At 43.7% G+C, this 26,188-nt stretch carries 27 protein-coding genes and 1 pseudogene; 10 read left to right on the forward strand and 18 right to left on the reverse strand.

What is annotated here, in order from left to right:
• Positions 1–191: 191 nt before the first annotated feature.
• Complete coding sequence (locus QZ938_RS16440; protein ID WP_293350146.1) at positions 192–353, forward strand: hypothetical protein; 162 nt, start codon at positions 192–194, stop codon at positions 351–353.
• 28 nt (positions 354–381) lie between these two features.
• Here the strand turns inward: QZ938_RS16440 and QZ938_RS16445 are convergent, their stop codons facing one another.
• From QZ938_RS16445 to QZ938_RS16460, 5 genes are all read right to left on the reverse strand, one after another.
• The gene (locus tag QZ938_RS16445) at positions 382–1,056 is read right to left on the reverse strand and encodes a response regulator transcription factor (RefSeq protein WP_293158040.1); all 675 of its coding nucleotides are present in this window, start codon (positions 1,054–1,056) and stop codon (positions 382–384) included.
• Positions 962–2,044 carry a HAMP domain-containing sensor histidine kinase gene (locus tag QZ938_RS16450; RefSeq protein WP_293158037.1) on the reverse strand — a complete coding sequence of 361 codons (1,083 nt, stop codon included), beginning with the start codon at positions 2,042–2,044 and terminating at the stop codon, positions 962–964. The genes QZ938_RS16445 and QZ938_RS16450 overlap by 95 nt, the downstream gene beginning before the upstream one ends.
• Positions 2,045–2,532: 488 nt before the next feature.
• Positions 2,533–3,123: a cytochrome b gene (locus QZ938_RS16455; RefSeq protein ID WP_293158034.1), complete on the reverse strand. Its 591-nt coding sequence runs from the start codon at positions 3,121–3,123 to the stop codon at positions 2,533–2,535.
• A gap of 362 nt (positions 3,124–3,485) precedes the next feature.
• Positions 3,486–3,671 (reverse strand): type II toxin-antitoxin system PemK/MazF family toxin, encoded by a 186-nt coding sequence (locus QZ938_RS33075; protein WP_363318797.1) that lies wholly within the window; start codon positions 3,669–3,671, stop codon positions 3,486–3,488.
• Positions 3,672–3,819: 148 nt separating this feature from the next.
• A complete protein-coding gene (locus tag QZ938_RS16460) occupies positions 3,820–3,963 on the reverse strand; it encodes a hypothetical protein (RefSeq protein WP_293158028.1) in 144 nt (47 codons plus the stop codon).
• Positions 3,964–4,104: 141 nt separating this feature from the next.
• Here QZ938_RS16460 and QZ938_RS16465 point away from each other — a divergent pair, with 141 nt between their 5' ends.
• The 3 genes from QZ938_RS16465 (at position 4,105) to QZ938_RS16475 (ending at position 7,060) form a co-directional block, all read left to right on the forward strand.
• Positions 4,105–4,515, forward strand: a complete 411-nt coding sequence (locus QZ938_RS16465; RefSeq protein ID WP_293350143.1) for a helix-turn-helix domain-containing protein — start codon at positions 4,105–4,107, stop codon at positions 4,513–4,515.
• Between the two features lie 1,355 nt (positions 4,516–5,870).
• The gene (locus QZ938_RS16470) at positions 5,871–6,257 is read left to right on the forward strand and encodes a hypothetical protein (RefSeq protein ID WP_293146126.1); all 387 of its coding nucleotides are present in this window, start codon (positions 5,871–5,873) and stop codon (positions 6,255–6,257) included.
• 317 nt (positions 6,258–6,574) lie between these two features.
• Positions 6,575–7,060, forward strand: a complete 486-nt coding sequence (locus QZ938_RS16475) for a hypothetical protein (RefSeq protein WP_293350140.1) — start codon at positions 6,575–6,577, stop codon at positions 7,058–7,060.
• Positions 7,061–7,594: 534 nt separating this feature from the next.
• Here QZ938_RS16475 and QZ938_RS16480 read toward each other — a convergent pair.
• From QZ938_RS16480 to QZ938_RS16510, 7 genes and pseudogenes are all read right to left on the reverse strand, one after another.
• A complete protein-coding gene (locus QZ938_RS16480) occupies positions 7,595–8,983 on the reverse strand; it encodes a UDP-glucose/GDP-mannose dehydrogenase family protein (protein ID WP_293350137.1) in 1,389 nt (462 codons plus the stop codon).
• 167 nt (positions 8,984–9,150) lie between these two features.
• Positions 9,151–10,089: a UDP-glucuronic acid decarboxylase family protein gene (locus QZ938_RS16485; RefSeq protein WP_293146134.1), complete on the reverse strand. Its 939-nt coding sequence runs from the start codon at positions 10,087–10,089 to the stop codon at positions 9,151–9,153.
• Positions 10,090–10,429: 340 nt separating this feature from the next.
• Positions 10,430–10,666 (reverse strand): DegT/DnrJ/EryC1/StrS family aminotransferase, encoded by a 237-nt coding sequence (locus tag QZ938_RS16490; protein ID WP_293146136.1) that lies wholly within the window; start codon positions 10,664–10,666, stop codon positions 10,430–10,432.
• Between the two features lie 7 nt (positions 10,667–10,673).
• Positions 10,674–11,087, reverse strand: a complete 414-nt coding sequence (locus QZ938_RS16495; RefSeq protein ID WP_293146138.1) for an aminotransferase class I/II-fold pyridoxal phosphate-dependent enzyme — start codon at positions 11,085–11,087, stop codon at positions 10,674–10,676.
• 461 nt (positions 11,088–11,548) lie between these two features.
• Complete coding sequence (locus tag QZ938_RS16500; protein WP_293350134.1) at positions 11,549–12,496, reverse strand: NAD-dependent epimerase/dehydratase family protein; 948 nt, start codon at positions 12,494–12,496, stop codon at positions 11,549–11,551.
• A gap of 134 nt (positions 12,497–12,630) precedes the next feature.
• Positions 12,631–13,029: pseudogene (locus tag QZ938_RS16505) on the reverse strand (glycosyltransferase); the annotation flags it as partial.
• Between the two features lie 228 nt (positions 13,030–13,257).
• The gene (locus tag QZ938_RS16510) at positions 13,258–13,467 is read right to left on the reverse strand and encodes a hypothetical protein (protein ID WP_293350131.1); all 210 of its coding nucleotides are present in this window, start codon (positions 13,465–13,467) and stop codon (positions 13,258–13,260) included.
• Positions 13,468–13,661: 194 nt separating this feature from the next.
• Here QZ938_RS16510 and QZ938_RS16515 point away from each other — a divergent pair, with 194 nt between their 5' ends.
• The 3 genes from QZ938_RS16515 to QZ938_RS16525 all read left to right on the forward strand — a co-directional run bounded on the left by QZ938_RS16515 (position 13,662) and on the right by QZ938_RS16525 (position 14,606).
• On the forward strand, positions 13,662–13,859 hold the full coding sequence (locus QZ938_RS16515) for a helix-turn-helix transcriptional regulator (protein ID WP_293146144.1): 198 nt from the start codon (positions 13,662–13,664) through the stop codon (positions 13,857–13,859).
• A 157-nt stretch (positions 13,860–14,016) separates the two neighbouring features.
• Positions 14,017–14,301: a type II toxin-antitoxin system ParD family antitoxin gene (locus QZ938_RS16520; protein WP_293350128.1), complete on the forward strand. Its 285-nt coding sequence runs from the start codon at positions 14,017–14,019 to the stop codon at positions 14,299–14,301.
• Positions 14,301–14,606 (forward strand): type II toxin-antitoxin system RelE/ParE family toxin, encoded by a 306-nt coding sequence (locus QZ938_RS16525; RefSeq protein ID WP_293350125.1) that lies wholly within the window; start codon positions 14,301–14,303, stop codon positions 14,604–14,606. Before QZ938_RS16520 ends, QZ938_RS16525 begins: the two co-directional genes overlap by 1 nt.
• Before the next feature lie 80 nt (positions 14,607–14,686).
• Here the strand turns inward: QZ938_RS16525 and QZ938_RS16530 are convergent, their stop codons facing one another.
• Together QZ938_RS16530 and QZ938_RS16535 are read right to left on the reverse strand one after the other, a co-directional pair.
• Positions 14,687–17,353 carry an ATP-binding protein gene (locus QZ938_RS16530; RefSeq protein ID WP_293350122.1) on the reverse strand — a complete coding sequence of 889 codons (2,667 nt, stop codon included), beginning with the start codon at positions 17,351–17,353 and terminating at the stop codon, positions 14,687–14,689.
• 487 nt (positions 17,354–17,840) lie between these two features.
• Positions 17,841–18,926: an ATP-binding protein gene (locus QZ938_RS16535; protein WP_293350119.1), complete on the reverse strand. Its 1,086-nt coding sequence runs from the start codon at positions 18,924–18,926 to the stop codon at positions 17,841–17,843.
• 157 nt (positions 18,927–19,083) lie between these two features.
• Here QZ938_RS16535 and QZ938_RS16540 point away from each other — a divergent pair, with 157 nt between their 5' ends.
• The gene (locus tag QZ938_RS16540; RefSeq protein ID WP_293350116.1) at positions 19,084–19,353 is read left to right on the forward strand and encodes a hypothetical protein; all 270 of its coding nucleotides are present in this window, start codon (positions 19,084–19,086) and stop codon (positions 19,351–19,353) included.
• Positions 19,354–19,414: 61 nt separating this feature from the next.
• Here QZ938_RS16540 and QZ938_RS16545 read toward each other — a convergent pair whose 3' ends face one another.
• The 4 genes from QZ938_RS16545 to QZ938_RS16560 form a co-directional block, all read right to left on the reverse strand.
• A complete protein-coding gene (locus tag QZ938_RS16545; RefSeq protein WP_293350113.1) occupies positions 19,415–19,822 on the reverse strand; it encodes a type II toxin-antitoxin system VapC family toxin in 408 nt (135 codons plus the stop codon).
• A gap of 26 nt (positions 19,823–19,848) precedes the next feature.
• Positions 19,849–20,421 carry a hypothetical protein gene (locus tag QZ938_RS16550; protein ID WP_293350110.1) on the reverse strand — a complete coding sequence of 191 codons (573 nt, stop codon included), beginning with the start codon at positions 20,419–20,421 and terminating at the stop codon, positions 19,849–19,851.
• A 181-nt stretch (positions 20,422–20,602) separates the two neighbouring features.
• Positions 20,603–22,417: a translation elongation factor 4 gene (gene lepA, locus QZ938_RS16555; RefSeq protein ID WP_293146160.1), complete on the reverse strand. Its 1,815-nt coding sequence runs from the start codon at positions 22,415–22,417 to the stop codon at positions 20,603–20,605.
• Positions 22,418–22,492: 75 nt separating this feature from the next.
• Positions 22,493–23,683 carry a transposase gene (locus QZ938_RS16560; RefSeq protein WP_293146171.1) on the reverse strand — a complete coding sequence of 397 codons (1,191 nt, stop codon included), beginning with the start codon at positions 23,681–23,683 and terminating at the stop codon, positions 22,493–22,495.
• A gap of 968 nt (positions 23,684–24,651) precedes the next feature.
• Here QZ938_RS16560 and QZ938_RS16565 point away from each other — a divergent pair.
• Both QZ938_RS16565 and QZ938_RS16570 read left to right on the forward strand, forming a co-directional pair.
• The gene (locus tag QZ938_RS16565; RefSeq protein ID WP_293146173.1) at positions 24,652–25,920 is read left to right on the forward strand and encodes a transposase; all 1,269 of its coding nucleotides are present in this window, start codon (positions 24,652–24,654) and stop codon (positions 25,918–25,920) included.
• A 25-nt stretch (positions 25,921–25,945) separates the two neighbouring features.
• Positions 25,946–26,173, forward strand: coding sequence for a type II toxin-antitoxin system CcdA family antitoxin (locus QZ938_RS16570; RefSeq protein ID WP_293146178.1), 228 nt, complete (start codon positions 25,946–25,948; stop codon positions 26,171–26,173).
• Positions 26,174–26,188 lie beyond the last annotated feature (15 nt).

Here is a 26,188-nt window from a genome sequence, read left to right on the forward strand (position 1 = left end):
AGAAAAGTAGCAGATGGATTTAAGAATACAATGAAAATTATTTTTGATGAATATTTGCCAAAATGGAATTACCGTGCTGTTCCGACAAATGAGTAGATGATGAAGTTATTAAATTTTCATTCCTTATTAAGGATTTTCGCGGATTAAATATTGCGCGAGCGATTTATCGCGGCAAACTGACTGGCAAATTTATGGATGATATTCGCTCTGGGAAATACAGTGTAAATGAAGGTGTTGTGTGCAAGGGAGGCGGCAGTACGAATAATCCGTGGATGGTGAAGATTAAGACTGATGCGTATATGCAGAGATTGCAGGAAGCTTTTCAGGATGATTGGGAAAATTACTGGGAGTAATATCAAATCTGAAGACTAACATTGCGCATTACTTGTCAGGTTGAAACCGATATCCCATACCCCTAACCGTTTCAATATAATCACCCCCCAACTTCTTACGCAAGTTTTTGATATAAACATCCACAATATTAGAACCAGGGGCATAGTCATATCCCCAAACACGATCCAACAACTGTTCTCGACTCATCACTTGCATCGGGTGACGTAAAAACACCTCAGCTAGGATAAATTCACGAGCTGTCAAGTTCACTAAGCTTCCTTCCACCCAAATCTGGCGGGTAATCATATCCAAGGTAATATTGCTAACTCTAAGCTTCGTTTCCTCCTTCATTTTGGGTAGATGTTGGTTTCGCAACTGGACCCGAATTCGAGCTAACAGTTCTTCAAAGCGAAAGGGCTTGGTAATGTAATCATCAGCGCCGCCTTCTAGGGCTGTAACAGTATCTTCTACCCCATCACGAGCAGTCAAAACAATTACAGGCAAATATTCTCCTCGCCCTCTTAGTTCTCTGATTACTGCCAACCCATCGATATCGGGAAGGCCTAGGTCAAGGAGCAACAGGTCAAAATCTTGACTATCAGACATCTCAATGGCTGCGCGGCCACTTTTAATAATCACCGTCGTGAACCCGTGAGCCTGTAGCCCGGTCTCTAAAAAATCCGTAATACGGGGGTTGTCCTCGACAATCAGAATCCGATTCATGAGAAACAATTTCCTGTGTAGAAATCAGGGGAATCACAATTGTGAAAGTAGATCCGTAATTCAGGCGACTGGATAGTTCAACTCGGCCGCCGTGAGCGCGAGCGATCGCCTCGACGATGGACAGCCCCAAACCAGCCCCCTCCGAGCCGGAATCATTGTTAGAAGCGCGGATAAAACGTTTAAAAATCCGTTCTCGATCTTCAGGAGCAATTCCCTTTCCAGTATCGCGTACCCAGAAATGGATGTAGCCACCAGTCGAAGTCGAGCCAAGAGCAATAGTATCCCCCTCTTGCGTGTGCCAGACAGCGTTCTGAACCAAATTCATAATTGCTTGGGTGAGGCGCTGGCGATCGACCATCACAAAACTCAAGCCCTTAGACTCCAATTGCCAGTTCCGATTCGCCAGAGTTTTTGTTTTGAGATATAGCTCTTCCGTCAACCAGTCTAAATCTTCGAGCTTCGGCTCAAGGAAATCTGGTCGCTCCGATCGTGCCAGAAGTAGCAGGTCATTGACAAGGCGAGTCATCCGGCTCAACTCATCCATAACCAACTCAATCGTCTCATCTTGCCGATCGGGTCTGTATTTCAACATTTCTATTTGACCCTGAATAACCGTAATCGGCGTCCTCAATTCGTGACTGGCGTCTTTCAGAAACTCTAGCTGGTCATCAAAGGCAAACTGGAGCCGATCGAGCATCTCGTTGAAAGTAGCAGTCAGATCGGCAATTTCGTCTTTTCCTTCGACAGAAATGCGTTGAGTCATATCCGACTCTGTGATTGAGCGAGCAGTCTGAGTAAGTAGGCGCAAGGGAGATAACACCCGTCCAGCGGTAATCCAGGCTAGTAAGGAGAATACGGCCAAAGTTAACAGAGTCACCTTGATTACCAGAATAATTGTCTTTGTCCCAACTTGATAGCGATCGGTCGCATCGTAAACAGCCACAATGACACCATGATTTTTTCCGTCAATCCGGATAGGTTCTGCCAATTGGTAAATAGGGCCATTTGGCGTCAATATCGTGCTTTGCTGGCGTCTATCGAGTTGAGCGAACTTATCGATCTGGTTTGGATTGCGCTTAAGAAAGTCTGGCAATGGATAATGACTAGGCAGATAGATTTGACCATCTATGATTGCGAAAAAGAAATGATTATTCGTGGGAATATAGCTAGACCATAACAGATTGAAACTAGAAGTGATATCTGACTTTTTAGATAACTGAGGATTCATTTCATTCAATGATTTTTGAAACCATGTTACCTCCTGAAGCAAAGAAGTTTGAACCTGTTCTTCTAGTAATTTACAGAAAATCTGACGAGTCACCAAGATAGAAACCGTTATCGTGCAGGATGTTATCAGGAAATACCAAACTAGAATTCGGAACCGGACTCCAGAGAAAACTCGACGCCATCCACTGGGTCGATTAGTCCTTGCAGTTCCACTACTGGTTTTACTAGCGATTGAAAAATATTTGGCTTTCATAGACTATTATTAACATCTATTTCTTTGACTTTACTCTTTTTTGAAACACGCCGCCAAAATCCTTGAACAAACTTCCATTGCTGCACGGTGTGCAGGATAATAAAAGCTAGAAATGCGTAAGCCAACCAAAAGTGTAAACTTCTACCCATGTCAACCATTGCTGCATTCTCAGGGAAAATATCTGGCATGGTGATACAAAAAAAACGCACATTATTACTTTTGAAAGAATTAGAGAAGAAAAAACCCGTAACAGGGGTCACTAACATGAAAAGATATAGGAATGTGTGCAACGCAAATGTCCGAATCCAATCCCCAGTCATCTTTGGTTGACGCCGCGTATATTTACTCCAATAAACGCGGAGAAGGTAAAAAATCCTCCATGTCAATAAAGCCATAGTTAGCACTCCCATACTCTTGTGAAAGTCGTAGAGAGGGTTGCGAATAAATAGCTCTCTTGGCAAGCGAGCCATAAAAGACCCACCTATAAAGATCGCTAGATAGCAAGCTGCCATAATCCAGTGCATAGACCACAGTTGCTTGTAGGCAGATGTCTTTTTAGGTTTAGCTACTTCCTTTGATGAGCTCATCGCATTACTCCTTAGTACAAGATTTACTTTCGCAATACCAAGTAATATGGACGACCTTCGTGAATCGCTAATGAAGCCTTCATGAAACTTTTTTCATCTTTGAGGTCGATCCAGTATTACCTGGTTAAGTGAAGCAAGGTATGACAAGGATTTAAAGCTCTTGACTGTACGGAGAATAACAGATGAAGTTTTATTATAGCTAATTTATAGTTGACTCTGTTTGATATTTAGGCTTGGTGCAATCGGCTTCTGTTTTGCATTAGCCTAATCTTCAAGCTCTAAATATAGATCCAAAATCAGTTTAATTTCGGATATTTGTTGCAAATACGATTGCCCAAATACAGCGAACAAGTCTACGTTTTTTAAACGTCATCGGATCCACGCAAACGATAAATTTTTTCGCTATTAAGACCATTGAGAGTCGAAGCAATTACAGGCAAAATAACAGTTCGCAAACCCTCGTCTGGAACCGCAGAAGTAATGGGTAGAACAGTTACCTTTCTGCGTTGATTAAAAGCAGTTCCTGAAATAATTACCGCTGGTCGCAATACGGTTTATTTAAGATGGTCATTGCGATGAACGAAGCAATCTCCGTATCTATTTTTCATAGGGTTTTACCCCCAGGGCGGTCTTAAGTAAACGGTATTGCCGCTGGTCGAGTCTTACGGATTTCTGTACCAACTGACGGATCGAAAGTTACAAGCCAGATGCTTCCCAGTCGGTAATCCCTGCTTGCTGCCATGCTTCATCCTCATCGGTTAATTCATCGCTCAGTTCATCCAACAATAAACAGGCTTCTACCATTGCCTGTTGTTCTTGTTGTTTGCGCCACGCTTGCAATAAAACCTCAACTAGCCGACTGCGATTTCTACACGCTGGTCAATGTAACGCACTAACTCATCTGGCAAAGAGATATAGCAATCCTAAATCATTATCAAGGTTATGATATAATTATATGCAATACTTGATTGTCACAAAAAGATGAATAAATTACAACCACAAAAAGACATAGAAAAACAAAAAACTTTATTAGAATATTTTATTGAAAGTGATATTGATGCAAGAGAACTCAAACGAGCAATAGCTGTAAGGATGGCAATGATCGGCCAGTCATACAATGAAATCAGCAAAATATTAGGTGTCAGTGAATTTTTTATTTGCTATTGGAAAAAACAATTTAAAACCAAGGGTATCGCAGGAATTAAACTATGGCATAAAGGGTCAAAAGGATATTTAACATCTCTTCAGAAAACTGAATTAATCGAATGGCCGGGGAATAAAGAATCTTGGGATTTCGATGAGCTAGTTAATTATTTATACCAAGAGTTTGATGTCATATATAAATCAAAACAGAGCTACTATGAACTTTTATTTATGGCAAAAATCACCTGATAAATAACTCAGAAAATTAATCTCAAATCGGATGATGAACTGGTCAAAACAAAGAGAGAAGAAATTAACAATACTTTGTCTGAAAACAAGGCTGGGATAAAATTGGGGAAAACAATAGTATTTTTCATAGATGAATGCCAGTCATCTACTTCATGGCGATATCAATGGCTACGCTTGGGGTCTATTTGACACAAGAATTGAAGTCCCAATTACCAATCAAAAAATAGACAAACTTATTTTAGAACCCTAAATTATTAAACCAAACAATTCGATGTTCAACGCTATGAATCTGGATCTGTAAAATCAACAGTTAAATTCATAAAATACTTACAAGATAGAAAGGGTGGAAAATTATCTTGATTTGGGATGGGTTAGCTATCATAGACATGGAGAATTGAAAGATTATTTGTCATTAGTTAATGCTGACAAAGATCCTGAGAATTGGTAGATTACTTGTATTTTATTTGCTCCCAATGCTCCCGAACAAAATCCAGTTGAAGATATTTGGTTACAATCTATTTTTTTTTACGAAGGTATTTGTATTTATGTAAGTCTTTTAAGATCGTCAAATTTTTGTTTGACTTTTTCACCAAGGAACATAAATTTGATTTCCTGAAAATCGATCAGTACACCTATACATAAAAAATAATTTAGGATTACTATATACAATCCTTGTTTCCCAAGTCTATCTGAGGTATTCTTCAAAATAAATCTGTAGGTATATACAATTAAGTACAACATAGCTATAATTCCTACCTATAACCTCTGGTGATTCTGGGGGCATATTATAAAATTCGCGTGCCACCATCAACGCCAAATTAGGGATGCGCTTGGGTAAACCCAGATCCTGTACGAGTCGATGTTCTTAAAGCCAAAGCCACTCAACTCAAATTGCCCAAATCCCTCATAGTAGCTTGGGCGGTTAAGGCAGTAGCCCGTTTAGGTGGCTATTCGGGATATTGGACGCATTTCAAAGCGGTGCAAAACCAATTTGCCTCACTTACATTAAGGAAGTGTGGACTGACATGAGACTGCTTAGTCTATGGAAGAAAATGGATAAATCTGTTCGAGAAGCTTAGCATTGCTCTATGAGTAGTATATCGACTTTTGACACATGGGTTAGCTGGCCTAAGGTAGCCCTGTCAAGGTGTTCTTTATTCAGGCATTCTTTGTGAATGCAAGAACTGCAACGGTCGAGTCGTGAAAAACTTGGCAACTCTACGAGTAAACTTAGACCAGCGACTGTTGCCGTTCTCTTCGACTTTTGGCTTTCAGTATAATGGTTGAAGCTCTCTATGACTAACGTGCAAACTGTTTGCTCAAGTTATTCAGCAGCATTTAGGAGGACTAAGTAAATGTTAGATGCCATTTTTGAGAGATTTGTCAAGATCAGTCCTGTCAGCGTCATGGTACGCAGTTTAATGGAACGAGTATTGAACGCAGAACAACTTGATGCAATATTTGAGAATCACGCCAGGAGCCAGTACACGAGAGAACTACTATTCTCCAGCGTCGTAGATTTAATGAGCCTGGTAGTTTGTGGCATCTATCCTTCAGTCAATGCTGCATATCGAGCCAAAGCATCGGAGCTTAATGTGAGTCGAACTGCTGTTTATAACAAACTTAATGGCATCGAACTAGATGTGAGTGCTGCACTATTAAGAGAAACGGCTGCCTCTATGACTGATGTGATGCAATTTCTGGGAGATATAGCCTTTCTCAAAAAGATGAGGTATGATTGACAGCTTATATAACCCTTAAATTAAGAGGGTTCTCTTCCCAACAACGTCCGCGAATATGAGAGCTAGATCCGCTATAGTTCACCAAAGTTACTAGCTCCTTATCAAATCATAATCATTGATGGCAATTGTTTGGCTGCTACAGATCATCGTTTAGAAGTCCTGACGCCCTATGCAGCTAAAGCTTTGCCGGCAAGTCTTTGGTGGTGCTTGACCCAGACTTGAAAATGGCGATTGATGTGTTTCCTTGTGAGGATGGTCACGCAAGGCGAACGTTCTTTATTTGAGTCGGTATTGCAGCGGGTAAAACCTGGTGAATTATGGATTGCCGCAATATGTGTACTCAAGGGTTTCTATTTGGTATCTGTAACGCCTCTGCTGATTTTTTGCTCCGAGAATATAAATCTGTGCCACAGGAAGCCATCAGTGAATTGGAATGCAAAGGCGATGTAGAAACAGGCTCTGTTTTTGAACAAACAGTTGCTCTAACTTATGAGGGTATCTGTTTAAAAGTACGACGGGTGGTATTGCGTTTGAAGAAAGTTACTTGTAATGGTGAGCGGGAAATTGCCATACTTACTAGCCTACCTCAAGCTGTTCCCAGTGCGATCGATATTACTGATTTATACCGAGGATGTTGGAGTGTTGAAACTCTCTTTCAAATCGTAAATAAGAACTTTGAGAGCGAAATTCAAACCTTAGATTATCCGAAAGATGCTTTATTTTATTTTTGCCTCGAAGAAGGTTTCTTACAATATTTTAGCCGTTGTCCGAAGAGCTATCGGCAGTGTACATGGTGTCGGTAAAATTGAGTCGAGTCTTCCGAAATTCTACGAAAGTTGATGAAATTCAGGGGACTTATCGGGGTATGACGATCGCTACTGAACCTGATAATTGGGCGTATATTCAGGCTTGGTCATTGTCTCAATTGGCCCAATTTCTATTGGATTTGGCCGGGCGAGTGAATTTAAAGTCTTTCCTCAAGCAGCCACGCTCCCCCAAAAGGAATAAACCACTTTTGATCGTTGACTCAAATCACCGTCATCTTTCTACAGCAAGGCTTTTAGACCAGGATCGGCTGTCACCTTGACAGGGCTAGGGCGCCGGTTCAGTATCAGGAGTTGACACTCCTCGACATAGTATGTATGTTGATGTAGACCTTGGCCCGGAGTTGCATGAGGACAAAAAAATGGTTGGCGATCGCGATCTACTGTCGCCCTCATGCGATCGCCCCTACATAATACATATTTTGTTCTTTTTGTCAAAATATTCTACTGTACCGACGCTCTAGGTGCGCATTGCGCACCTTACAGGATAGAGGTTATCCTCCAAACTCTTTCTTATCTTCCAATCCCGACATATTGGAAACCAGCCGCTTCTAAAGCCTTCTTATCTAAGAAATTGCGGCCGTCAATCATCACCGCATGAGCCATCAATTTGCCCATTTTATCGTAATCTAAATTACGAAACTGTTCCCAGTCAGTCACCAACACCAAAGCATCGCAACCGTCAGCCAATCTTTCCGCATCGGTTTCCACCAAAACTCCCGACAAACCGTGACGCATCCCAGTTTGAGAAACAATCGGATCGTAAGCTTTAACTTTCGCTCCCAATCTGTTTAAATTCTCGATTAAATTCAGGGAAGGAGCATCCCGCAAATCATCAGTATCCGGCTTGAAAGTCAAACCCAAAAGTCCGATTGTTTTACCTTTAAGAATCTTCAAAACTTGCTGCAACTTTTCAATCGCAATCGAGCGCTGGCGTTCGTTCACTTCCACCGCCGCTTTCAGCAAATGCGCTTCATATCCGTAATCGTCAGCAGTGTGAACTAAAGCCGAGACATCTTTAGGGAAACAAGAACCGCCCCAACCAATGCCAGCCTGCAAAAACTTACTACCAATTCGCGAATCTAAACCGATACCTTTCGCTACTTGGGTAACATCTGCACCGACTCGATCGCAAATATTAGCAACTTCATTAATAAAGCTAATCTTGGTAGCCAAAAAAGCATTAGCTGCGTACTTAATCATTTCTGCGGAACTGATGTCAGTCATCACCACAGGTACCACAGGCAAAGACGGATTTTCTGCAAACTTGCGATCGACAATTGGTGTGTATAATTGTAGCATCAGATCCATCGCCCGCTGAGAGTTGCTGCCCAGAACAATGCGATCGGGATTAAACGTATCGAAAACAGCACAACCCTCGCGCAAAAACTCTGGATTGCTAACCACATCAAAATCAGCACCAATTTTTGCTGCTACTTCCTCACCCGTAGCGCCCTCACCGCTTTGAGCTTTTTGACGTTCAGCCAAACCGTCTAATACAATCCTCCGCACCCAATCTCCCGAACCGATTGGTACAGTTGATTTGTTTACGATCACTTTGTAATCGCCGTCGAGGTGAGCGCCAATGCCGCGCGCCACCGCTTCCACGTAGCGAGTATCGCTTTCCCCAGTGGGCAAAGGAGGCGTCCCCACCGCAATGAATAAAATCTCCCCATGAGCCACTCCTGCTGCTAAATCTGAAGTAAATTCTAAATTTCCCGATTGAGAAGCAGAGGACATTAATTCTGACAGTCCCGGTTCAAAAATAGGTGACTGTCCCGACTTCATTAATTTAACTTTTTCTTCGTTGTTGTCTACACAAATGACATGATGTCCGATGTGGGCCAAGCAAGTGCCGGTGACTAAGCCAACGTATCCTGTACCGATGACGCAAACACGCATAGAAATCTCCTCAAAGTTAGTAAACAGTTGACAGTTGACAGTTGACAGTTGACAGTTAATAGTTCTTATTAGTCAGATGGCAGATTGAGGAAGCAAAAGGGAATATGGAATAGGAAAGAATGAAGAATTAACAAGGAAAAATACTTCCCCTCTCCCCTCTCCCCTCTCTACTTTTGGTTTCCCTCAATGCGATCGCGAAAATCTTTCACAGTTAACTCTAAACCTTTATCCAGCGGCACAGTTGGCTCCCAACCCAACCAGTTTTTAGCAAGAGTAATATCCGGTTGTCGCTGTTTTGGATCGTCTTGTGGCAGGGGTTTGAAGATGATTTCCGCCCCTGGATTAATCATATTTTGAATTTTCTGTGCTAACTCCAAGATAGTGTATTCGCCGGGATTCCCCAAATTCATCGGCCCGATTTCGTTGCTATTCATCAACCGAATAAATCCTTCTACCAAATCAGAAACGTAGCAAAAACTCCGCGTTTGAGAACCGTCGCCGTACACAGTCAGAGGTTGATTTCGCAAAGCTTGCACAATAAAATTGCTCACAACTCGGCCGTCATTTTCCAACATTCTCGGGCCGTAGGTGTTGAAAATTCGTACTACTCGAATGTCTACCCCATTCTGTCTGTGATAATCAAAAGATAGCGTTTCAGCTACTCGCTTTCCTTCATCGTAACAACTGCGAATACCTATACAATTAACGTTACCGCGATAGTCTTCTGTTTGGGGATGGACATCTGGATCGCCGTAAACTTCTGATGTGGAAGCCAGAAAAAATCTGGCCTTCACCCGTTTCGCCAATCCCAACATATTCATCGTGCCGATGACGTTTGTTTTAATTGTCTTGACAGGATTGTACTGATAGTGTATTGGGGAAGCTGGACAGGCCAGATGGTAAATCTGATCTACCTCTAACCGAATGGGTTCCGTGATGTCGTGGCGGATCAGCTCAAAATAGGGGTTGTCCATCCATTTGAGGATATTGCGCTTAGTCCCGGTGTAAAAGTTATCCAGGCAGACTACCTCGTGTCCTTGGGCCATTAAGCGATCGATCAGATGGGAACCGATAAAACCCGCACCGCCTGTGACTAAAATTCTCATGGGGGAAACTGCCGTTCTGTTTAGAGGGTAAGACTGTGGTACAACAATTCAGTCGATCGAATCAAACTTGTTAATACAATAACAAAATATCGATCGACAATGTAAAGACTTATCCGCAACCTGGATCAAATCTTTAATTAACTTAGCATTGTCAGAATATATGCAACAGATTGCGATCTAGACTGGAGCTAACCTAGTTAATTTTACTTACACTTCTATAATTCCGAAAAAATACTGTTGACATTATCTGCAAAGTGATAGTATAATTGTATCTTAATTTTTAGTTAGAAAACGAAAGATCAAGTGCTTACTATAAACTTAATAAGGACTAAAGTCCTGACTACAAACCTAATATCGCGCTGGTGACTCGTTCTAAATCTTCTTCAGTTAAATTTGAGCCGGAAGGCAAGCAAAGACCGTACTCAAATAACTCTTCAGCAACTTCGCCTCCGATACATTCACAATCAGCAAATACTGGCTGCAAATGCAAAGGTTTCCAAACCGGACGTGCTTCTATTTTTTGTTTGGCAAGTGCGAGGCGAACTTGTTCTCTATCCGCTAGGGTCAATATCGGCACTTTGGCCCTAGAGGTTTACGATCGCCACAGCTTTCGGTAACTTTCCTAATTTTGCTCGTTTGTCCAGGGCTTCTCGCAATAAATCTGGATTCATGTTCCATGTAGTGCGATCGCTATCAATGAAAACAGGTTTTGCGCCTAAATAAGTAATGGGACTAGCCGTCGCAATAAACGTCAGAGTCGAGCAAAAAACTTCATCGCCTGGACTGACACCAATTAATTGTAGAGCTAAATGTAAAGCCGCAGTGCCCGAACTCAGAGCAGCCGCGTGACTAGAACCGACAATATGGCAGAATTCCCGCTCGAAAGCATCGACATGGGGGCCGACGGGGGCGATCCAGTTGGTGTCAAAGGCTTCTTGGGCAAACTTTTGTTCGAGTTCACCCATGTGCAGAGTTGAAAAGAGGATTTGTTTAGTCATATTATCTAAATTATTTTATGCTTTGCTGCCAACGGTGACTTGGTATAAGGTGCGGATCTGTGAGATTGTTGGTTTTTATTGAGGGATTGTTGATTTATCCACACCCTACGAATAATTTTGCAACAATTATGAAAATTGGTATAACTCCACCAAAAAAACATCACACCGAGAAACCGGGTTTCTCGGTGCGATCGTATCCAGTAGTTTCATCCCTCATTGGATTTGATATAGCAATCCTAAATCATTTGCACAATTGTTGTATGGCTCGAACCACGTTCGGTTGCCCGATAGATAGGGTAGGCAAAGAAAGGCACTAAGCTGTTCGACATTCAAACTGCGCTATTTGTAGCTCAGACCCCATACTTTAAGGGGTTCAAGCAATAAATTTAAATGACTAACAGCTTACCCTACAAATTTATCTTAATTATTTAGGATTGCTATATGAGTAAGTTAAGCACACTCTAACCGTACAAAGACTGTACCCATTCCCATTCTTGCCTCAATCCTTCTCTCAAAGACACCTGTGGCTGATATCCCAAGATTTTCTGAGCTTTCGATGCGTCAGCGCTAGTATCTCGCGCATCTCCTTTGCTCGATTCTAGGTAATTGATGCGAATCGGGCGATCGACAATGCTTTCCATCGTCTGAATAACTTCCGCCAAAGCAACTCGACTTCCCCCTCCAATATTAAATATTTCCCCGACAGATTCCGGCACTTTAGCGGCAGCTAAATTAGCGGCAACGCAATCGCTGATAAAAGTAAAATCTCGCGTTTGCTGTCCGTCTCCGTAAATTGAAATCGCTTCACCGCGCAAAATTGACTTAAAAAATATGTGAAATGCCATATCGGGACGCTGGCGAGGCCCGTAAACAGTGAAATAGCGTAGCATGGTTGCGGGAACGCCAAAATTGTGATGATAAAGCGAACACAAACGTTCAGCGGCTAATTTGGTAATTCCGTAGGGAGAAACTGGTTGAGGGCAGGCAGTTTCGGAAGTAGGAAAAGTTTCAGCATTGCCGTACACCGACGAAGACGAAGCCAATACAAACTTTTTCAGTTGCGGTGCATCTTTTGCGGCTTCTAAGAGTACCTGAGTTGCATTAATATTGCGTTCCGTATAGCTGCGAAAACCGTCTCCCCAACTAGCACGGACTCCTGCTTGGGCTGCTTGGTGGTAAATGACTTCGGTATTGGCTAAGAGCGGTTTCCAATCCAAAGATAAGATATTGCCCTCAATTAGTTTAAAATTTGGATTTTTTTCAAAATGAGCGAGATTTTTTCTCTTCAATTCGGGATTGTAGTAATCGTTGACTTCATCAACTCCGATTACTTGTTCACCTTGGTTTAAAAGAGTTTCGACTAAGTTAGAGCCGATAAAACCTGCCGCGCCTGTAACAATATTACTCATGGGTTGATTGTTGATTCTTGATTGTTGACTTCAGCATATAAAGCCTCGTATTGCTTTCAGGATATGTGGCAGGTCATAATTAACCATATTTTCTCGTCCGCGCTTGCTCATATGTTGAGCTTCCTCTGGATGGTCTAAAATCTATGCCATTGCTGTGCTATTCCGTTGATATCTCCCAACTTTACCAGCAAACCATTGCCATTTTCTAATAAATCACGAGTGCCTCGAATTTCTATACCGATGACGGGGACTTCGATGCAGAAAGATTCCATGACGCAATTAGGAAGCCCTTCTTGAGAGGAAGCAATCAGAGTAGCTACTGAGGCACGAATCAAAATGGGGATATCTTGTCGCAAGCCCAAAAAATGTACTTGCTTTTGAATTCCTAATTCTGATGCTAGTTCTCGCATTTCCTCCAAAATTATGCCATCTCCGACCAAAGCTAAGTGTACTTGAGGTCGAGCTAGTTGGGCAAATGCCTTGAGAATATTGCCAGGGCGCTTGCGGGGAATAAATTCAGCCACCGACAAGAATAAAGGGTTTTCCGACCCTAGTCATGGGCTGGAGATGAAACATCGGGGGCAACGACGGGGGATTGCCTCTAGGAAATGCTAGAAATAGAGTTGCTGAGTTTTTGCCACCTGTACCAGTTGGGTCAGTATTGTGCAAAAAGTGCGTGCGATCGCGCATCGCATTTGGTTTAAGCTAAGACAGAAAGGGCGATCGATCTAATGCCTGAAGTGCGATCGCCCGATCGACCTCTAGCGGCTTTCGGTACTCCTAGGAACAGCCTCTAGATTGGCATCAGCATTAAACACAATGACAAAGTGAGCATTGGGGATTAACTGTCGGATAATCCGCAGATGGCCGTCAGCATCAGAATGCCTGAAAAACTGGGCTACAGTTATTCGCTGCATATTGGGCAGCAAACGAACTATCAGCCACCTGTTGAGGCGGTCTTTATAGGGCATAATTAACATGGTCTCCATTTAGTGTTGGATTTGTCTGCACGGAAATGGTCGCCAAAGCCAGTTCAATGCTTGTCGAGGGCGCGGACTGGCTTTTGACTTTTTTTCAGACTTTGTGTCTGTATCTAGATTAAGGCATCGACTACATATAGTCAACTGAATACATATAGTTAACTGAATTAAGTACGGGACAGATAATGACGCTGGGGCAAAAGCTAAGAGAAAGACGTGAAAGTCTAGGTTTAACTCGGATACAAGTGGCTAGGGCGTGCAATGTTGTGGAATCCACGGTAATCAACTGGGAGACTGACAGACACGTACCCAAGCTTTACCCAGTACAGATGAAGGCGCTGTGTGATTTGCTGAAATTCTCGATCGAAGATTTGGTGGAATAGTCTGGGGAGTTGCAGCGGGTGGGTTGGGCGATCGCACTTTTGGCAGTAAGGGCGATCGCACTTCATTTTAGCTAAGCCTGCTAAAAAGTAAGGATTAAACTGTGCAACTGATATGAAAAGCGGTATCATAAAATTATCGATAGCTGAGCAAATTGTGATGAATATATCTTTGACTCCAGAACTCGAACGGTTAATCCAAGAACAGGTAAAAAAAGGTAGATATTCCTCAGTGAGTGAGATGGTAGGGGAATCTTTACGGTTGTTGTGGGATCGCGATCGCATTCGAGAGAAACGTGTTGCTGAGTTGAGACAAAAAATTCAGGTAGGAATAGAAGAATTAAATCGCGGTGAAGGGATTGATGGCGAAGAAGTATTTGATGAAATCGAGGCAGATATCTGTCGAATAGAAGCTCAAATGCAAGCAACAGAGGAAGTTAGATAATGGCTGGGTATATTTTAGCACCTTCAGCAAAGCGTGATATGAAGGAGATTGCAGGCTATATTGCCCAGTTTAACCCCGATTCTGCTAGGAGACTCACACAAGCGATTAAGCAGCAGTGCAAATTGTTAGCTAATTTTCCAAACATGGGGCGAAATCAGGATGATTTTGAGCCGGGATTGCAGAGTTTTCCGGTAGAGAATTACTTGATATTTTATCGGGCTGTTGGTGAGGGAGTTGAAATTGTGCGGGTGTTGAGTGGATATCAAGATTTAGAAGCAATTTTTTATGGTAATGAAGGAAAGTAAGTTGCATATTGATTCAGTGGGTGAAGGTGAGCTTATTTGACCTGTTTCGAGCTTTTAATTCTAGTTCAAACTAATGTTAACTACCCCTTTTCTCCCAATGACATCTGAACCCAGCGGCGAAATAGTTCCACAGCAATACAGTAGCAACCATTAATTTCTTTAACAACATCGTGGCGTTCCAGAGTTTTCAGCGGTTCCTGCAAACTTGTCTCATCCATCCCTGTTGCTTGAGTCAAGCTATCAAGATTCAATCCTGCTAAATGAGGTGCTAACGCTCTTAAAATATCCTGTTGTCGCGGTGCGCCTTTGGCTGCTTGACCCCAAACTCCTGTAAAATAGTAGCGGCCTCTGGAGAAAAATTCCGGGTCATTGATGACAGTTTCCACATCTTCTATGGTAAAAATTGGATCGCGGGGGCGTCCCATTTCAAATACTCGGTCGTTGTAGAGGCGCACTAACAGGAATCCTACCAGTTGCGTGAGGTAGGGTTGGCCGTGAGTTAGTTCGTAAATGCGATCGAGTGCTTCTGGTTTATAGTCTAGGATAAAGTCATCATCGGGATTCGCTAAAACTTGGCGAGTAGCACCTAAACTCAGGAAACCGACTTTGATGGGGATAATGCTAGCAAAAAGAGGATGGAAATAATCCCCGGTCATTTCATCCAAAGTGTGCAAGCCGGCAAAAGCTAAGGCAACTTTAGAACTCATTTGCAGTATTCCTCGCAAAAAGCCGATAAAGTCTGGATTGATGTTCCCAGCATGGATCAATTCTTCAATTTTTTCAAACTCATCTAAAGCAACGATCAATCCACTTTCTATATTGGCTGCTACTTGTTCGATGTAGCGTCCAAAGGTGAGATAGGGTAAATCGAGTAAATCTTTATCTGCTGGAGGTGCAATCTTGACTGTTTTGGCGATCGCATCGGTGATGAATATCAGCAGTTCGCCGACTCCCTGAGAGCAATCTCCCACCCGCAGCAAATTGACATAAGCCACCTGTACCTTTGCTCCGAGACAGTTGCTAGCATTCAACAAAATCGAAGTTTTCCCCATGCGTCGATGACCGTAGAGAGCCACAGATTGCAGGTTATTTCCCTGTACCCACAACTCCTCTAACTCTCTGATGATATTTTCGCGGCAGACAAACAGATTGCGCTGGACTGGATCGCCAATTACATAGGGATTACTCATAGGTTGAGTAATTGCAATATCTCCGATTTTTACTGTTAATGGCAGTAATATTTCTAGCCATTTTTCGGCAATTGTAATAATTAAATTTCGTTCGGACTTTGGTATAGTGTCGGCTTTTTTTCGTATATGGTTAAGCTCACCTAATGCTCGGTTGAGGGCAAGGGAAGGGGCAGAACGAGATACGCTATTCTGAACGAGTTGAACATCGGCAATTACCCCCCGTAGAGAGGCAATTGCTTGCCAAGTAGTCTCGCGTAGCAGAGGTGGATTTGGGGAAGGTGGCAGTTTTAGGGAAGCAATGTCGGCTAGTTCTGCTGTTTGGTGAAAACCTGTGATAATTTGCGCTAAGGTCAACATCTCCTCTCCATAAAGCAAATCTCGGACTACAGCGAAAGCTTCTGTAGCTTTGTCTGGTTCTTGTTCGTGGAGATACCAGAAACCAGCGGCAGAGGCACGGGCAGGAGTATTTAAACGAGTTTCTGTTTGAAAACGAGCTTTAATTTGTTGTTTCCAAGGTGTGATGATGAAAAAACCTGCTACTGCTTGTGACTTCATTACTTCACTGAGAGAAGCTGAGGCAAAACGCACTAAATTCCAATCATAAGGATCTTGTGATAATTGAGCGATGCGATAGATAAGTTGCTCTTTTGGTGTCTCTTCTAGAACGCGATTTACAGCTTTAACAACTGGGATAAACTGAAGCGTAAATTTTAGTAGTTCGTTAATGTTTTGCAATCCTGTTTCCCAATCCCGCCTCAGCCAATTAGTTATTTGAGAAGACAGGTAGGGAAGGGGAAGTGGGGTAATGTGAGGAAATTGTCTGTTTTGCTGTTGACGTTGGAGTAGGGTAAACGGTACAGCGAAAAGCCAATTTTCAGGACGTGCGATGGCCACGCCCGATGCCAAGCCCAAGCCCAAGCCCAAGCCCACACCAACACCCAACCCCACGCCAGACCCCACGCCGGACAACACGCCCAAGCCCACACCCAATCCCGCCCCCACGCCTACGCCGGAAGCCACACCCACTCCCACACCTGACCTCACGCCCAAGCCCACGCCCAAGCCCATACCCAACCCCACGCCGGACGCCATGCTGGACGCCATGCCGGATACCACGCCGTAGTTCGCACCCAACACCACGCCGAATGCCACACCTAACCCCACACCGGATGCCACACCCAACCCCACGCCCCACGTCACCAACCCCACGCCCCACGCCACGCCCAACGCCACGCCCAACCAATTGATACGAATGCCTATTTGTTCAAAAAGTAAATTAAAACCTATAGGAATAACAATGATTAATACCAAGGCTTGCAAAATGAACTGAAGCTGGACGCGATTTTGACGCAACCACTCCCACTTTTCTCGCCAGGTTTTAGCATCTTGTAAACTAGATTCACCACCAAAGGTAGACACATACCACCGCAAAGCTTGAGGAAAGTAAAACACCCAATATAACAATCGCAGGTAGTCTAAAGGATTCCACAAAGAAAGAGGACGTTTCAGTTTGGGAGCTAAATCTAAGCGAGGAATAGGGGGATGGTTTTGATTCATAAATAGGTTGGTATGAATAAATTTAAATATTGGCGATTAAGATCGTGTCCAGTAAATCAACCATGATTGCTGTAGGGGCGGGTTCGCCAACATTCATGACAAAAATCAACAATCTCAAAAACCCGCCCCCACCCCACCAACCAAACAAATGTACCGCAAATTTATTGGTAAAATGTGAATGTGAATCTCGGCTGGGGAGGGCAGGTTTATGAGTTTGTCTGTTGTTGGCGATTGTTGTTGGTGAACCTGCCCCTACAAGATAAATGTGAATGTGAATCTCGGCTGGGGAGGGCAGGTTTATGAGTTTGTCTGTTTTTGGCGATTATTGTTGGTGAACCTGCCCCTACAAGATAAATGTGAATGTGAATCTCGGCTGGGGAGGGCAGGTTTATGAGTTTGTGTGTTGTTGGCGATTGTTGTTGGTGAACCTGCCCCTACAAGGTATTGGATTTTGCGATCGCGCATATATCTGACTTTATACATTATTTTAGGGTGATTTAGCATCGTTGATATAACCAGCATAAGTTTTGTAGCACAATTGCATCAATTTCTGAGGATAGCCGCCACTTTCAGCAATTAAACCCGCAATTTCTGCCTCGGTAAAATTCACGGGTTTGTCAACAGGTGTTAACCAGTCAGCCTGGAGGCGACTAGCAATAAATTCGCGGCTGATTTGATCGTCCCATTGCTTCAGAGTTTCCTCATGTCCTTTGAAAGGAGATGTCATATTCTTTCCAGGAAATAGGATGTCGAGAGAGGTTTCGGCGGCGACGACTAGACGCAAAGGTGGGTTAGATCCCTCAGTTGAACCGCGCAAAAAGCTGCGTATTGGATTAGTAAATCCATCCCATGTCATATTTTCGACTTCATCTAAAAGCAACAGCAATGGGTTCGATTCTAAAGCCCGTGACAGATCGAAACCATTGGCTTTTGGAATACCAGCTTGGTAGCATAAATCAGCATGAAAGTCATTTTCATTGCAAACAATTTGCAAATCTATGTAAATGGGTTTGCGCGGATAACGGAGTTGAGTTGGTGCTTCTCGGTAGATGGCTTGTAGGAGAGAACTTTTACCGATCGCCCTTTCGCCTATAATTGCTACACTACTACCACTATTCAGTGTCTCAAACACCCGCCGCATTTCTCGTTCTCTGCCAAAGAAAAATCGCGGATCGTCTATCTTGCCATGCTGGGGAATAAACGGATTATTGCGATCGGAATCATCCACTGCGATCGAAGAAACCGGGTTTTTTACCGAATCTACGGGCTGCAACGGGTCTTTTCGTGAAAAAAACCCGGTTTCTGGGCCCCCATGCGTAGTTGTATTGGATTCTTTAATTTCTTGCCAATCTAATCCTAAAGCCTTGCAAATTCCAACAAAATTTTGGGTGGTGACACCGTTGCATCTGAAAAAAGTCTTAACTGTTTGAAGACTGATGCCTTTGAGTTCACTTTTACCTTCCCCCGTCACAACACGATCAGCTATGTCTTGGCGACTCCAGCCTTTATCTATGCGAACCATTTCTGCTTTTTCGATTCCTGCCTTCGATGCTTTGATAGATTGCGGTGGCATAGCTGAATTACAAAACTTTTAACTATTGTAGCAAACGCTCGCCAACCAAACACATCCCAAACTCAACCAAACTCATACCAACAAAACCCATACACACCTTAGCTTTCAAGCTTTTGCCCTTTATGATTGAAGCATCACCAATCAAAAGGTAGCAATTATGAAAACTCAACCGAAATCTACTAAAATGACTCCTAAAAACACTTCTCCTCAACCTCCCTCTCCTTTCGAGTACGTCTTCGCAACTGTTGTCTGTATTACCTTTTTGTCTGGAGGGATGTCTTTCTGGATTAGTACGGAAGTTCAGCTATCTCCCCAACGAGAACGGATTTTTGAGAATTGCAATCGCACTTGGAATATGGGCGTAGGTGCGATTTTCGGAATTTTAGGTAGTAAGGTAGTTCAAGACGATCGGGATGATGATGAGTAATCTCTGATGGTTTATTTGCAAAAGTGCGATCGCCCTTGATGTCCAAAAGTGCGATCGCACTTCATCCCTCACCCGACTCCTCAACAGTCCAATCTTCAAACTTCAAACCGGGTACTCGCTCAAAATCCCGCCGGTTTCGCGTCACCAGAATAGCATTTTTAGAAAGCGCAATAGCAGCAATTCTTAAATCCTGAGTGCCGACGCGAATTTTTTGACGCAACAACTCAGCGTAACAATTAGAAGCATCCAGACCAAAATCCAGCAAATTGACAGTTGCGAAATAGTTCCATGTAGCACTCAGCTTTGCATAAGCTGATATCAGTTTCTCTGGTGAGTTAGCCCGTCTAATCACATTGAGTCTGCCATAAAACTGTTCCTCCAATGTAATGACAGTGACACCAATCTCTTCGGGATTAGCTGTATTAATTCGTTGAGTTAAAACAGGATGATTTTGTTGAAAAAGTGACACATGATCTGTATCTAGTACCCAAAAACTCACTTGACTGCTTCCTCCGCATCCATTTTCCGATAATACTCTTCCATTTCCACATCTCGATCGCGCCGAAGCTGCTGTATATCCTCCAGCATCTCATCGAATTCTGGATCGTCTTTAAACATTCCAGCAAACTTCATCCAAGGATGCTCTGGTTTTGGTGGTTTTATTTTCAGAGAAATGAGTTCAGCTTTTTCGAGCCGATCGCCCACAACTAAGTTAATATTGGTAATAACTTCTTCTCGGCTATTACCCTCAGCCTTGCATCCAGCCCAACCCAAAACCATCGCTTGATACTTTCCCTCTGTTTCCTGCTCGATCAGGACTGTCAAAGCTGGGCGATCGGGTTTTTGCTCTTGGATTGCTAGCGAAATTAGTTCGGCTTTTTCTAAGCGATTTGTGACAATCTGATTGAGATTTGCGATCGCCTCTTCGCGAGTATTTCCCTCAGCTTGACATTCAGGTAAACCCAAAACCATCGCTTGATATTTTCCCTCTGTTTCCTGTTCGATGATGGCTGTTAAGAAAATATCTGTTAATTTGTCCGACGGCTTCAGTAATATTTTGGCAGTCATAATAGTAAATCCAAGGAACAATTATATTCTTAATTATAACCGATACTAAACCAGGCTTAAATACTCCGTTAATCTCTTAGTCCGCGGAGGCGGACTTCGTTTGTATAGCCGCGGTTTCAACCGCCGGGTGACTTGTACAAAAGTGCGATCGCCCTTAAAGACGATCGCACCTACAGACAAATTACGAATCGCGATCGAGCTTCAGCACAGCCATAAACGCTTCCTGCGGCACATCCACAGTACCCACAGACTTCATCCGCTTCTTACCCTTCGCCTGCTTTTGCAGCAGCTTCTTCTTCCGCGAAATATCGCCGCCGTAACACTTCGCCAGCACATCCTTCCGCAAAGCCGGAATATGCTCGGAAGCAATCACCTTCGCGCCAATAGTCGCTTGAATCGGCACCTTAAACTGGTGGCGGGGAATCAACTCCTTCAGTTTTTCCGTCAAGCCGCGGCCCACATTGTAAGCCTTATCCCGGTGCACGATCATCGCCAAAGCATCTACCGGATCGCCGTTAATTAAAATGTCCAATTTCACCAACGGATTTTCGCGATAACCGATGATGTGATACTCCATACTTGCATAACCGCGCGATCGCGATTTCATCTGATCGAAAAAGTCCGTCACCACCTCCGCCAAAGGCAACTCATAAACCAACGTAGTCCGCCCCTGACTCAGATACTTCATATCCATAAAAATGCCCCGCCGACTTTGAGACAACTCCATCAGCGCGCCCACATAGGTTTCTGGCGACAGCATTTCTACCCGCACGTAAGGTTCCTCAATCTTCTCCCGATATTGAGGATCTGGCAAGTGACTCGGATTGTCAATTGTTAACACTTCTCCCTTAATTGTTGTGACTTGATAAACCACAGAAGGAGCCGTAACAATCAAATCCAAATTGTACTCTCTCTCCAATCTTTCCTGCACAATTTCCATGTGCAGCAAACCCAAGAAACCGCACCGGAAACCAAATCCCATCGCACTAGAAGTTTCCGGTTCATAGGAAAGCGCCGCATCGTTGAGTTCCAGTTTTTCCAAAGCTTCCCGCAAGTCAGGAAATTGGTCGGCATCGATCGGGAACAAGCCGCAAAAAACCATCGGCTTAGCCTCCGTATAACCCGGCCAAGGCTCCGGTGCAGGCTTTTTGACCAAAGTAATCGTATCCCCAACGCGAGCATCAGCTACCGCCTTAATTGCCGCGCCCAGATAACCCACTTCCCCCGCGTGCAGTTCGTCTACTTGTACTTGCGTCGGTGACAAGATGCCCAATTCATCGATGACATATTCCTTCCCCGAAACCATCAACAACACTCGATCGCCCTTTTTGACACTTCCGTCCATCACCCGGAAATACACAATAACCCCGCGATAAGCATCGTAATAACTATCAAAAATTAGCGCCCGCAGCGGTTTATCAACAGTATCCTGCGGCGGCGGCACCAATTCCACGATCGCCTCCAAAATATCATCAATACCAATTCCTTCCTTAGCAGAAGCCTCAATTGCCCCGCTACAGTCCAGACCGATAATTTCTTCAATTTCCCCTTTAACCCGTTCCGGTTCCGCCCCCGGCAGGTCAATTTTATTTAGAACCGGAATAATTTCTAAATTATTTCCCAAGGCAAGGTAGACATTTGCCAGGGTTTGTGCTTCCACGCCTTGAGATGCGTCTACCACCAGCAGCGCCCCTTCACAAGCAGCGAGCGATCGCGAAACCTCATAGGAAAAGTCTACGTGTCCGGGAGTGTCGATCAGATTTAGCACGTACTCCTGACCGTCCTTGGCAGTGTAATTCATCCGAGCCGCTTGCAGCTTGATCGTAATGCCACGTTCGCGTTCGAGATCCATATTGTCTAAAAACTGCTCCTTCATTTCCCGTGCCTTCACCGTCCCAGTCGCCTGCAACAGTCGATCGGCCAAAGTCGATTTTCCGTGGTCGATGTGAGCAATAATCGAAAAATTACGAATGCGAGATACAGGAACGTTTGTCATAAAACCTATCGGCAAAAGATTGACTTTTGTTGTATTTTGACACTCCCGGGCCTAAAGGCGTGGGGATTCTTTAATCTACGAGCCAACTTGCTTAGACAGGATTTCTCCAGCCAAAGTAGAGGTCGATTCTCCCAAAGCGTTGCTTGCGTCAAGCGCAAAGGTTCCGGTATGCCCTACCGTACCCAATCCTCGACTCAGGATATTTCTAGCTGCGTTAAAATCTCTATCCATTACACAACCGCACTTACAAACATGGGTTCTCGTGGATAGTGTCTTCTTGACAATTGCACCGCAACTAGAGCATTCTTGGCTAGTATACTGCGGATTTACCGCCACCGTTACTTTCTCAAATACTTTAGCAAAGTATTCAATCCAAATACGGAACTGATACCAAGATGCGTCATTAATAGACTTAGCCAGACAATGATTTTTTACCATATTTTTAATCCTCAAGTCTTCGTAAGCTATCAAGTCGTTAGACTGAACTACGCACCTTGCAAGTTTGATTGCATGGTCTCTGCGTTGCCTACTTATTTTGAGGTGGCGTTTCCCTAAAATCTGTCTAGCTTTTCCTCTATTTTTTGAACCCTTAACTTTTCTATAAACACGACGACTAGAACGTTTGAGAACTTTCTCACTTTTTCGGAGGAATTTAGGATTTTCAACCATTACACCGTTTGAATCGGTGTAATATTCCTTCAAACCAACGTCTAATCCGATGGTATTTCCAGAAGGCTCTGTGTTTTCCTTTCGATCGACATCGACACAGAATTGGACATACACGCCGTCTGCACGTTTTACCAATCTTACCCGTTTGATTTGGGTGATTTGATAGAAATGCAAATCCCGTGTTCCCTTTAATTTGAGTTTACCAATCCCTTTTTTGTCGGTGAATTTGATTGACTTCCTGTCATCCGCAAGTTTCCATCCAGTTGATTTATAGTCAACTGAGCGACAGTTTTTCTGAAATTTGGGATACCCTTTTTTCCCGACAAGACCTTTTTTACAGTTGTCATAGAATCGGGAGATAGCAGACCAGGCTCTTTCAGCACTAGCTTGTCTAGCTTGAGAGTTAAGTTCGTCGGCAAATGGGAAATTTTTAGCCAGCACGGCACAATATTTGTTTAAGTCGTACTTATCTATTTTTCTATTGTCCATCCAATAGCGCAAACAGCTATTGCGGACAAATTGTGCTGTACGAATCGCTTCATCTACTGCTGCAATCTGACTGGATTTTCCGTAAGCTTTGAACTCAAAAACTAGCATGGCTTGGCCCCCTACCTTATGCTAGATCTTTCAGCACAAGATGGGCTGGTATTGTAACAAAGGTTTACAACTAAAGCCGTCCTAAAAGGACGGGGTTTAAAACCCAATTTCCTGATAACATAGATTACTCGCAGTCTAAAGGCTGCAACTGCGTTTCATACCGGCTTGAAAGACCGGGGTTCTCACGCGACGCGCTATAGAATTTAAATTTTTCTCGGTTGTGGGTTGACAAATACCTTGTATTTATGCTATTTTGTATCGCCTCCTCCAGCCTAGCAGCCCTCCTTAGAAAAAGTTTTGTCTCTGTTGTTTGACAGAAAACTCTGGAACAGTTGAGAAAAAGGCGATCGGCAGCATCCCGCATCAAACTTCCAGCCCAGTCCATTTGAGATTAGAGATTTTAGACTTCGGGGTGCACAACAGATTTAGATGTGAGATTTGAGACTGTGGCGTGAGACTTGAGCGAGCGCGAACTTCGAGCTCGAAAAAGGAGAACGATTTTCAACTTACTCCGCAACCGATAAATCTGGGATCTGGAGCAGGGGTCTAAAATTTTGGGCCGAGCACCACGATTGTCCGGCGCTTGTACCCATTTTTGGCGTCAAGTTACTCTACAGAGGCGGATAGCAAACTGAAAAATATTGGTGAGAAGTTGCTAGCGCTTGACAAGAAGCAGATAATTTGGTCAAATGACGGAAGCGGGGCGGCAAGGGTGTAAAAAATACAGGTTTTGAGCCGCTGTGCATCTCTACTAGGGATAAGGCATCACTTCCTTCAACTCGAACAGAAAGAGTCCCCCGATCTACCTGTACCGGGAGTGAGCGCTGGGAGGAATTCGTGTCAGAAGACGATTGCACCGCCGACTGTTTCGACTCTTGGCAGCTCTCGACACTCCTAGGCGGTGCATGAGAAAGCGAACAAATCCCTTGTTCTTGCCAAAATTTCACGCATTGAAATATAATGGAATCATGAAACAAGTCCTGACAGTATCTTGCAAGCTCGAAGTAGCACCAGAGCAATCGACAAAAATCGATTCTACACTCTTGGCGTTTGCTGCTGCTTGCGAATACGTGAACCAGACTGTCCCTCCAACTTTGACAAACGAGTTGGCGATGCAGTCCTTGGTTTATCACGATGTCAGAGCTAGATTCGGCTTGTCTGCTCAGTTGGCTATTCATGCAATTAGACGAGTTTCTGGTAATAGGAAGACAGCTAAAAAAGATGGCAAGCCAGTTAAAAACTTTGCCCCAACCAGTGCAACTTACGACCCCCGTACTTTCTCTTTTAGGGAGAAAGATTGGACTGTAAGCTTGACCACTATTGACGGTAGAGAGCGGTTTAAGCTGGCGATCGGCAACTATCAGCTTGGATTGTTGAAAGGACAAGTTCCTAAAACAGCCACGTTGGTAAAACGCAAAGATGGTACTTACTATCTGAATATTCAGCTTGAATCTGTCCCCCCAGAACCAATCGAAACCGACAAGGTTTTGGGGTGTGATTTGGGTCGAACTGACATTGTTGTTACCTCTGAAGGGGGTAAATTTAGCGGTAAAGAAATTACTAGAATTAGGAATCATTACGCCAAACTTAGAGCGGATATCCAACAAAAAGCTACGAGAGGCACGCGCAGTTCTCGACGCAGATGTCGGGCATTGTTGAAACGGTTATCGGGAAAGGAAAAACGCTTCCAAGAATTGGTAAATCACACCATCAGCCACCGATTGATATCTAGAGCTACATCGAGTAGCCAAGCTATTGCGTTGGAAGACTTGACCGGAATCAGAGAACGAACTAATAGCCTTAATCGCAGCAAAAAAGAGCGGAGACTTAGCAATAGTTGGGCGTTTTTCCAGTTACGGCAATTTTTGATCTACAAAGCGATAAAGTATGGCGTAAAAATCTTGTTTATCGATCCGAGACACACCTCGCAAACTTGCCACAATTGCAACCATATCCACCCTGTTCGAGGTGAATCTTATCGGAAAGGCAAGAAGTTTGCTTGTGGACACTGTGGCTATGTTGGTGATGCTGACTATAACGGGGCGAAAAATATTTCGGCTCTTGGGGCTGTTGTAAACCAGCCTAAAGGTTCGGGGCTTTGCTGTTCTTTGAGCAGTGATGTCGAGCGGGCTATTGAAAGCCCCCACCATACCGCTATACGCGGTATGGTGGGGGTAGTTTACAACACTTCCTTCAAAACAAAAAGGCGTAAATTCCTAGAAGGAATTGAAACTTAAGAATTAAAACTAGGATTTTTTAAGTATGAGCGAGTCAAGTATACACTCCCACAGTTCGTCAGAAAAAGTGGAACTGTCTATCCATATCGATTCTGAACTGCTAGACCAAATTAAGCACTTGACAAATGACCCCAGCAAAGTCATTGAAACCGCAATCAAGCAGTGGCTCAGAGGCGAGCGTCGCGAAGACGATCAGGCTATGAGTTTGCGTCGCACCCCCCCAGTCCCGCCCCGCGGCGAGTGGAACGACTGAGGTTGTCTCCTGTCT

Origin of the sequence: Microcoleus sp. CAWBG27, assembly GCF_020883145.1 — a bacterium.
Taxonomy (GTDB): Bacteria; Cyanobacteriota; Cyanobacteriia; order Cyanobacteriales; family Microcoleaceae; genus Microcoleus.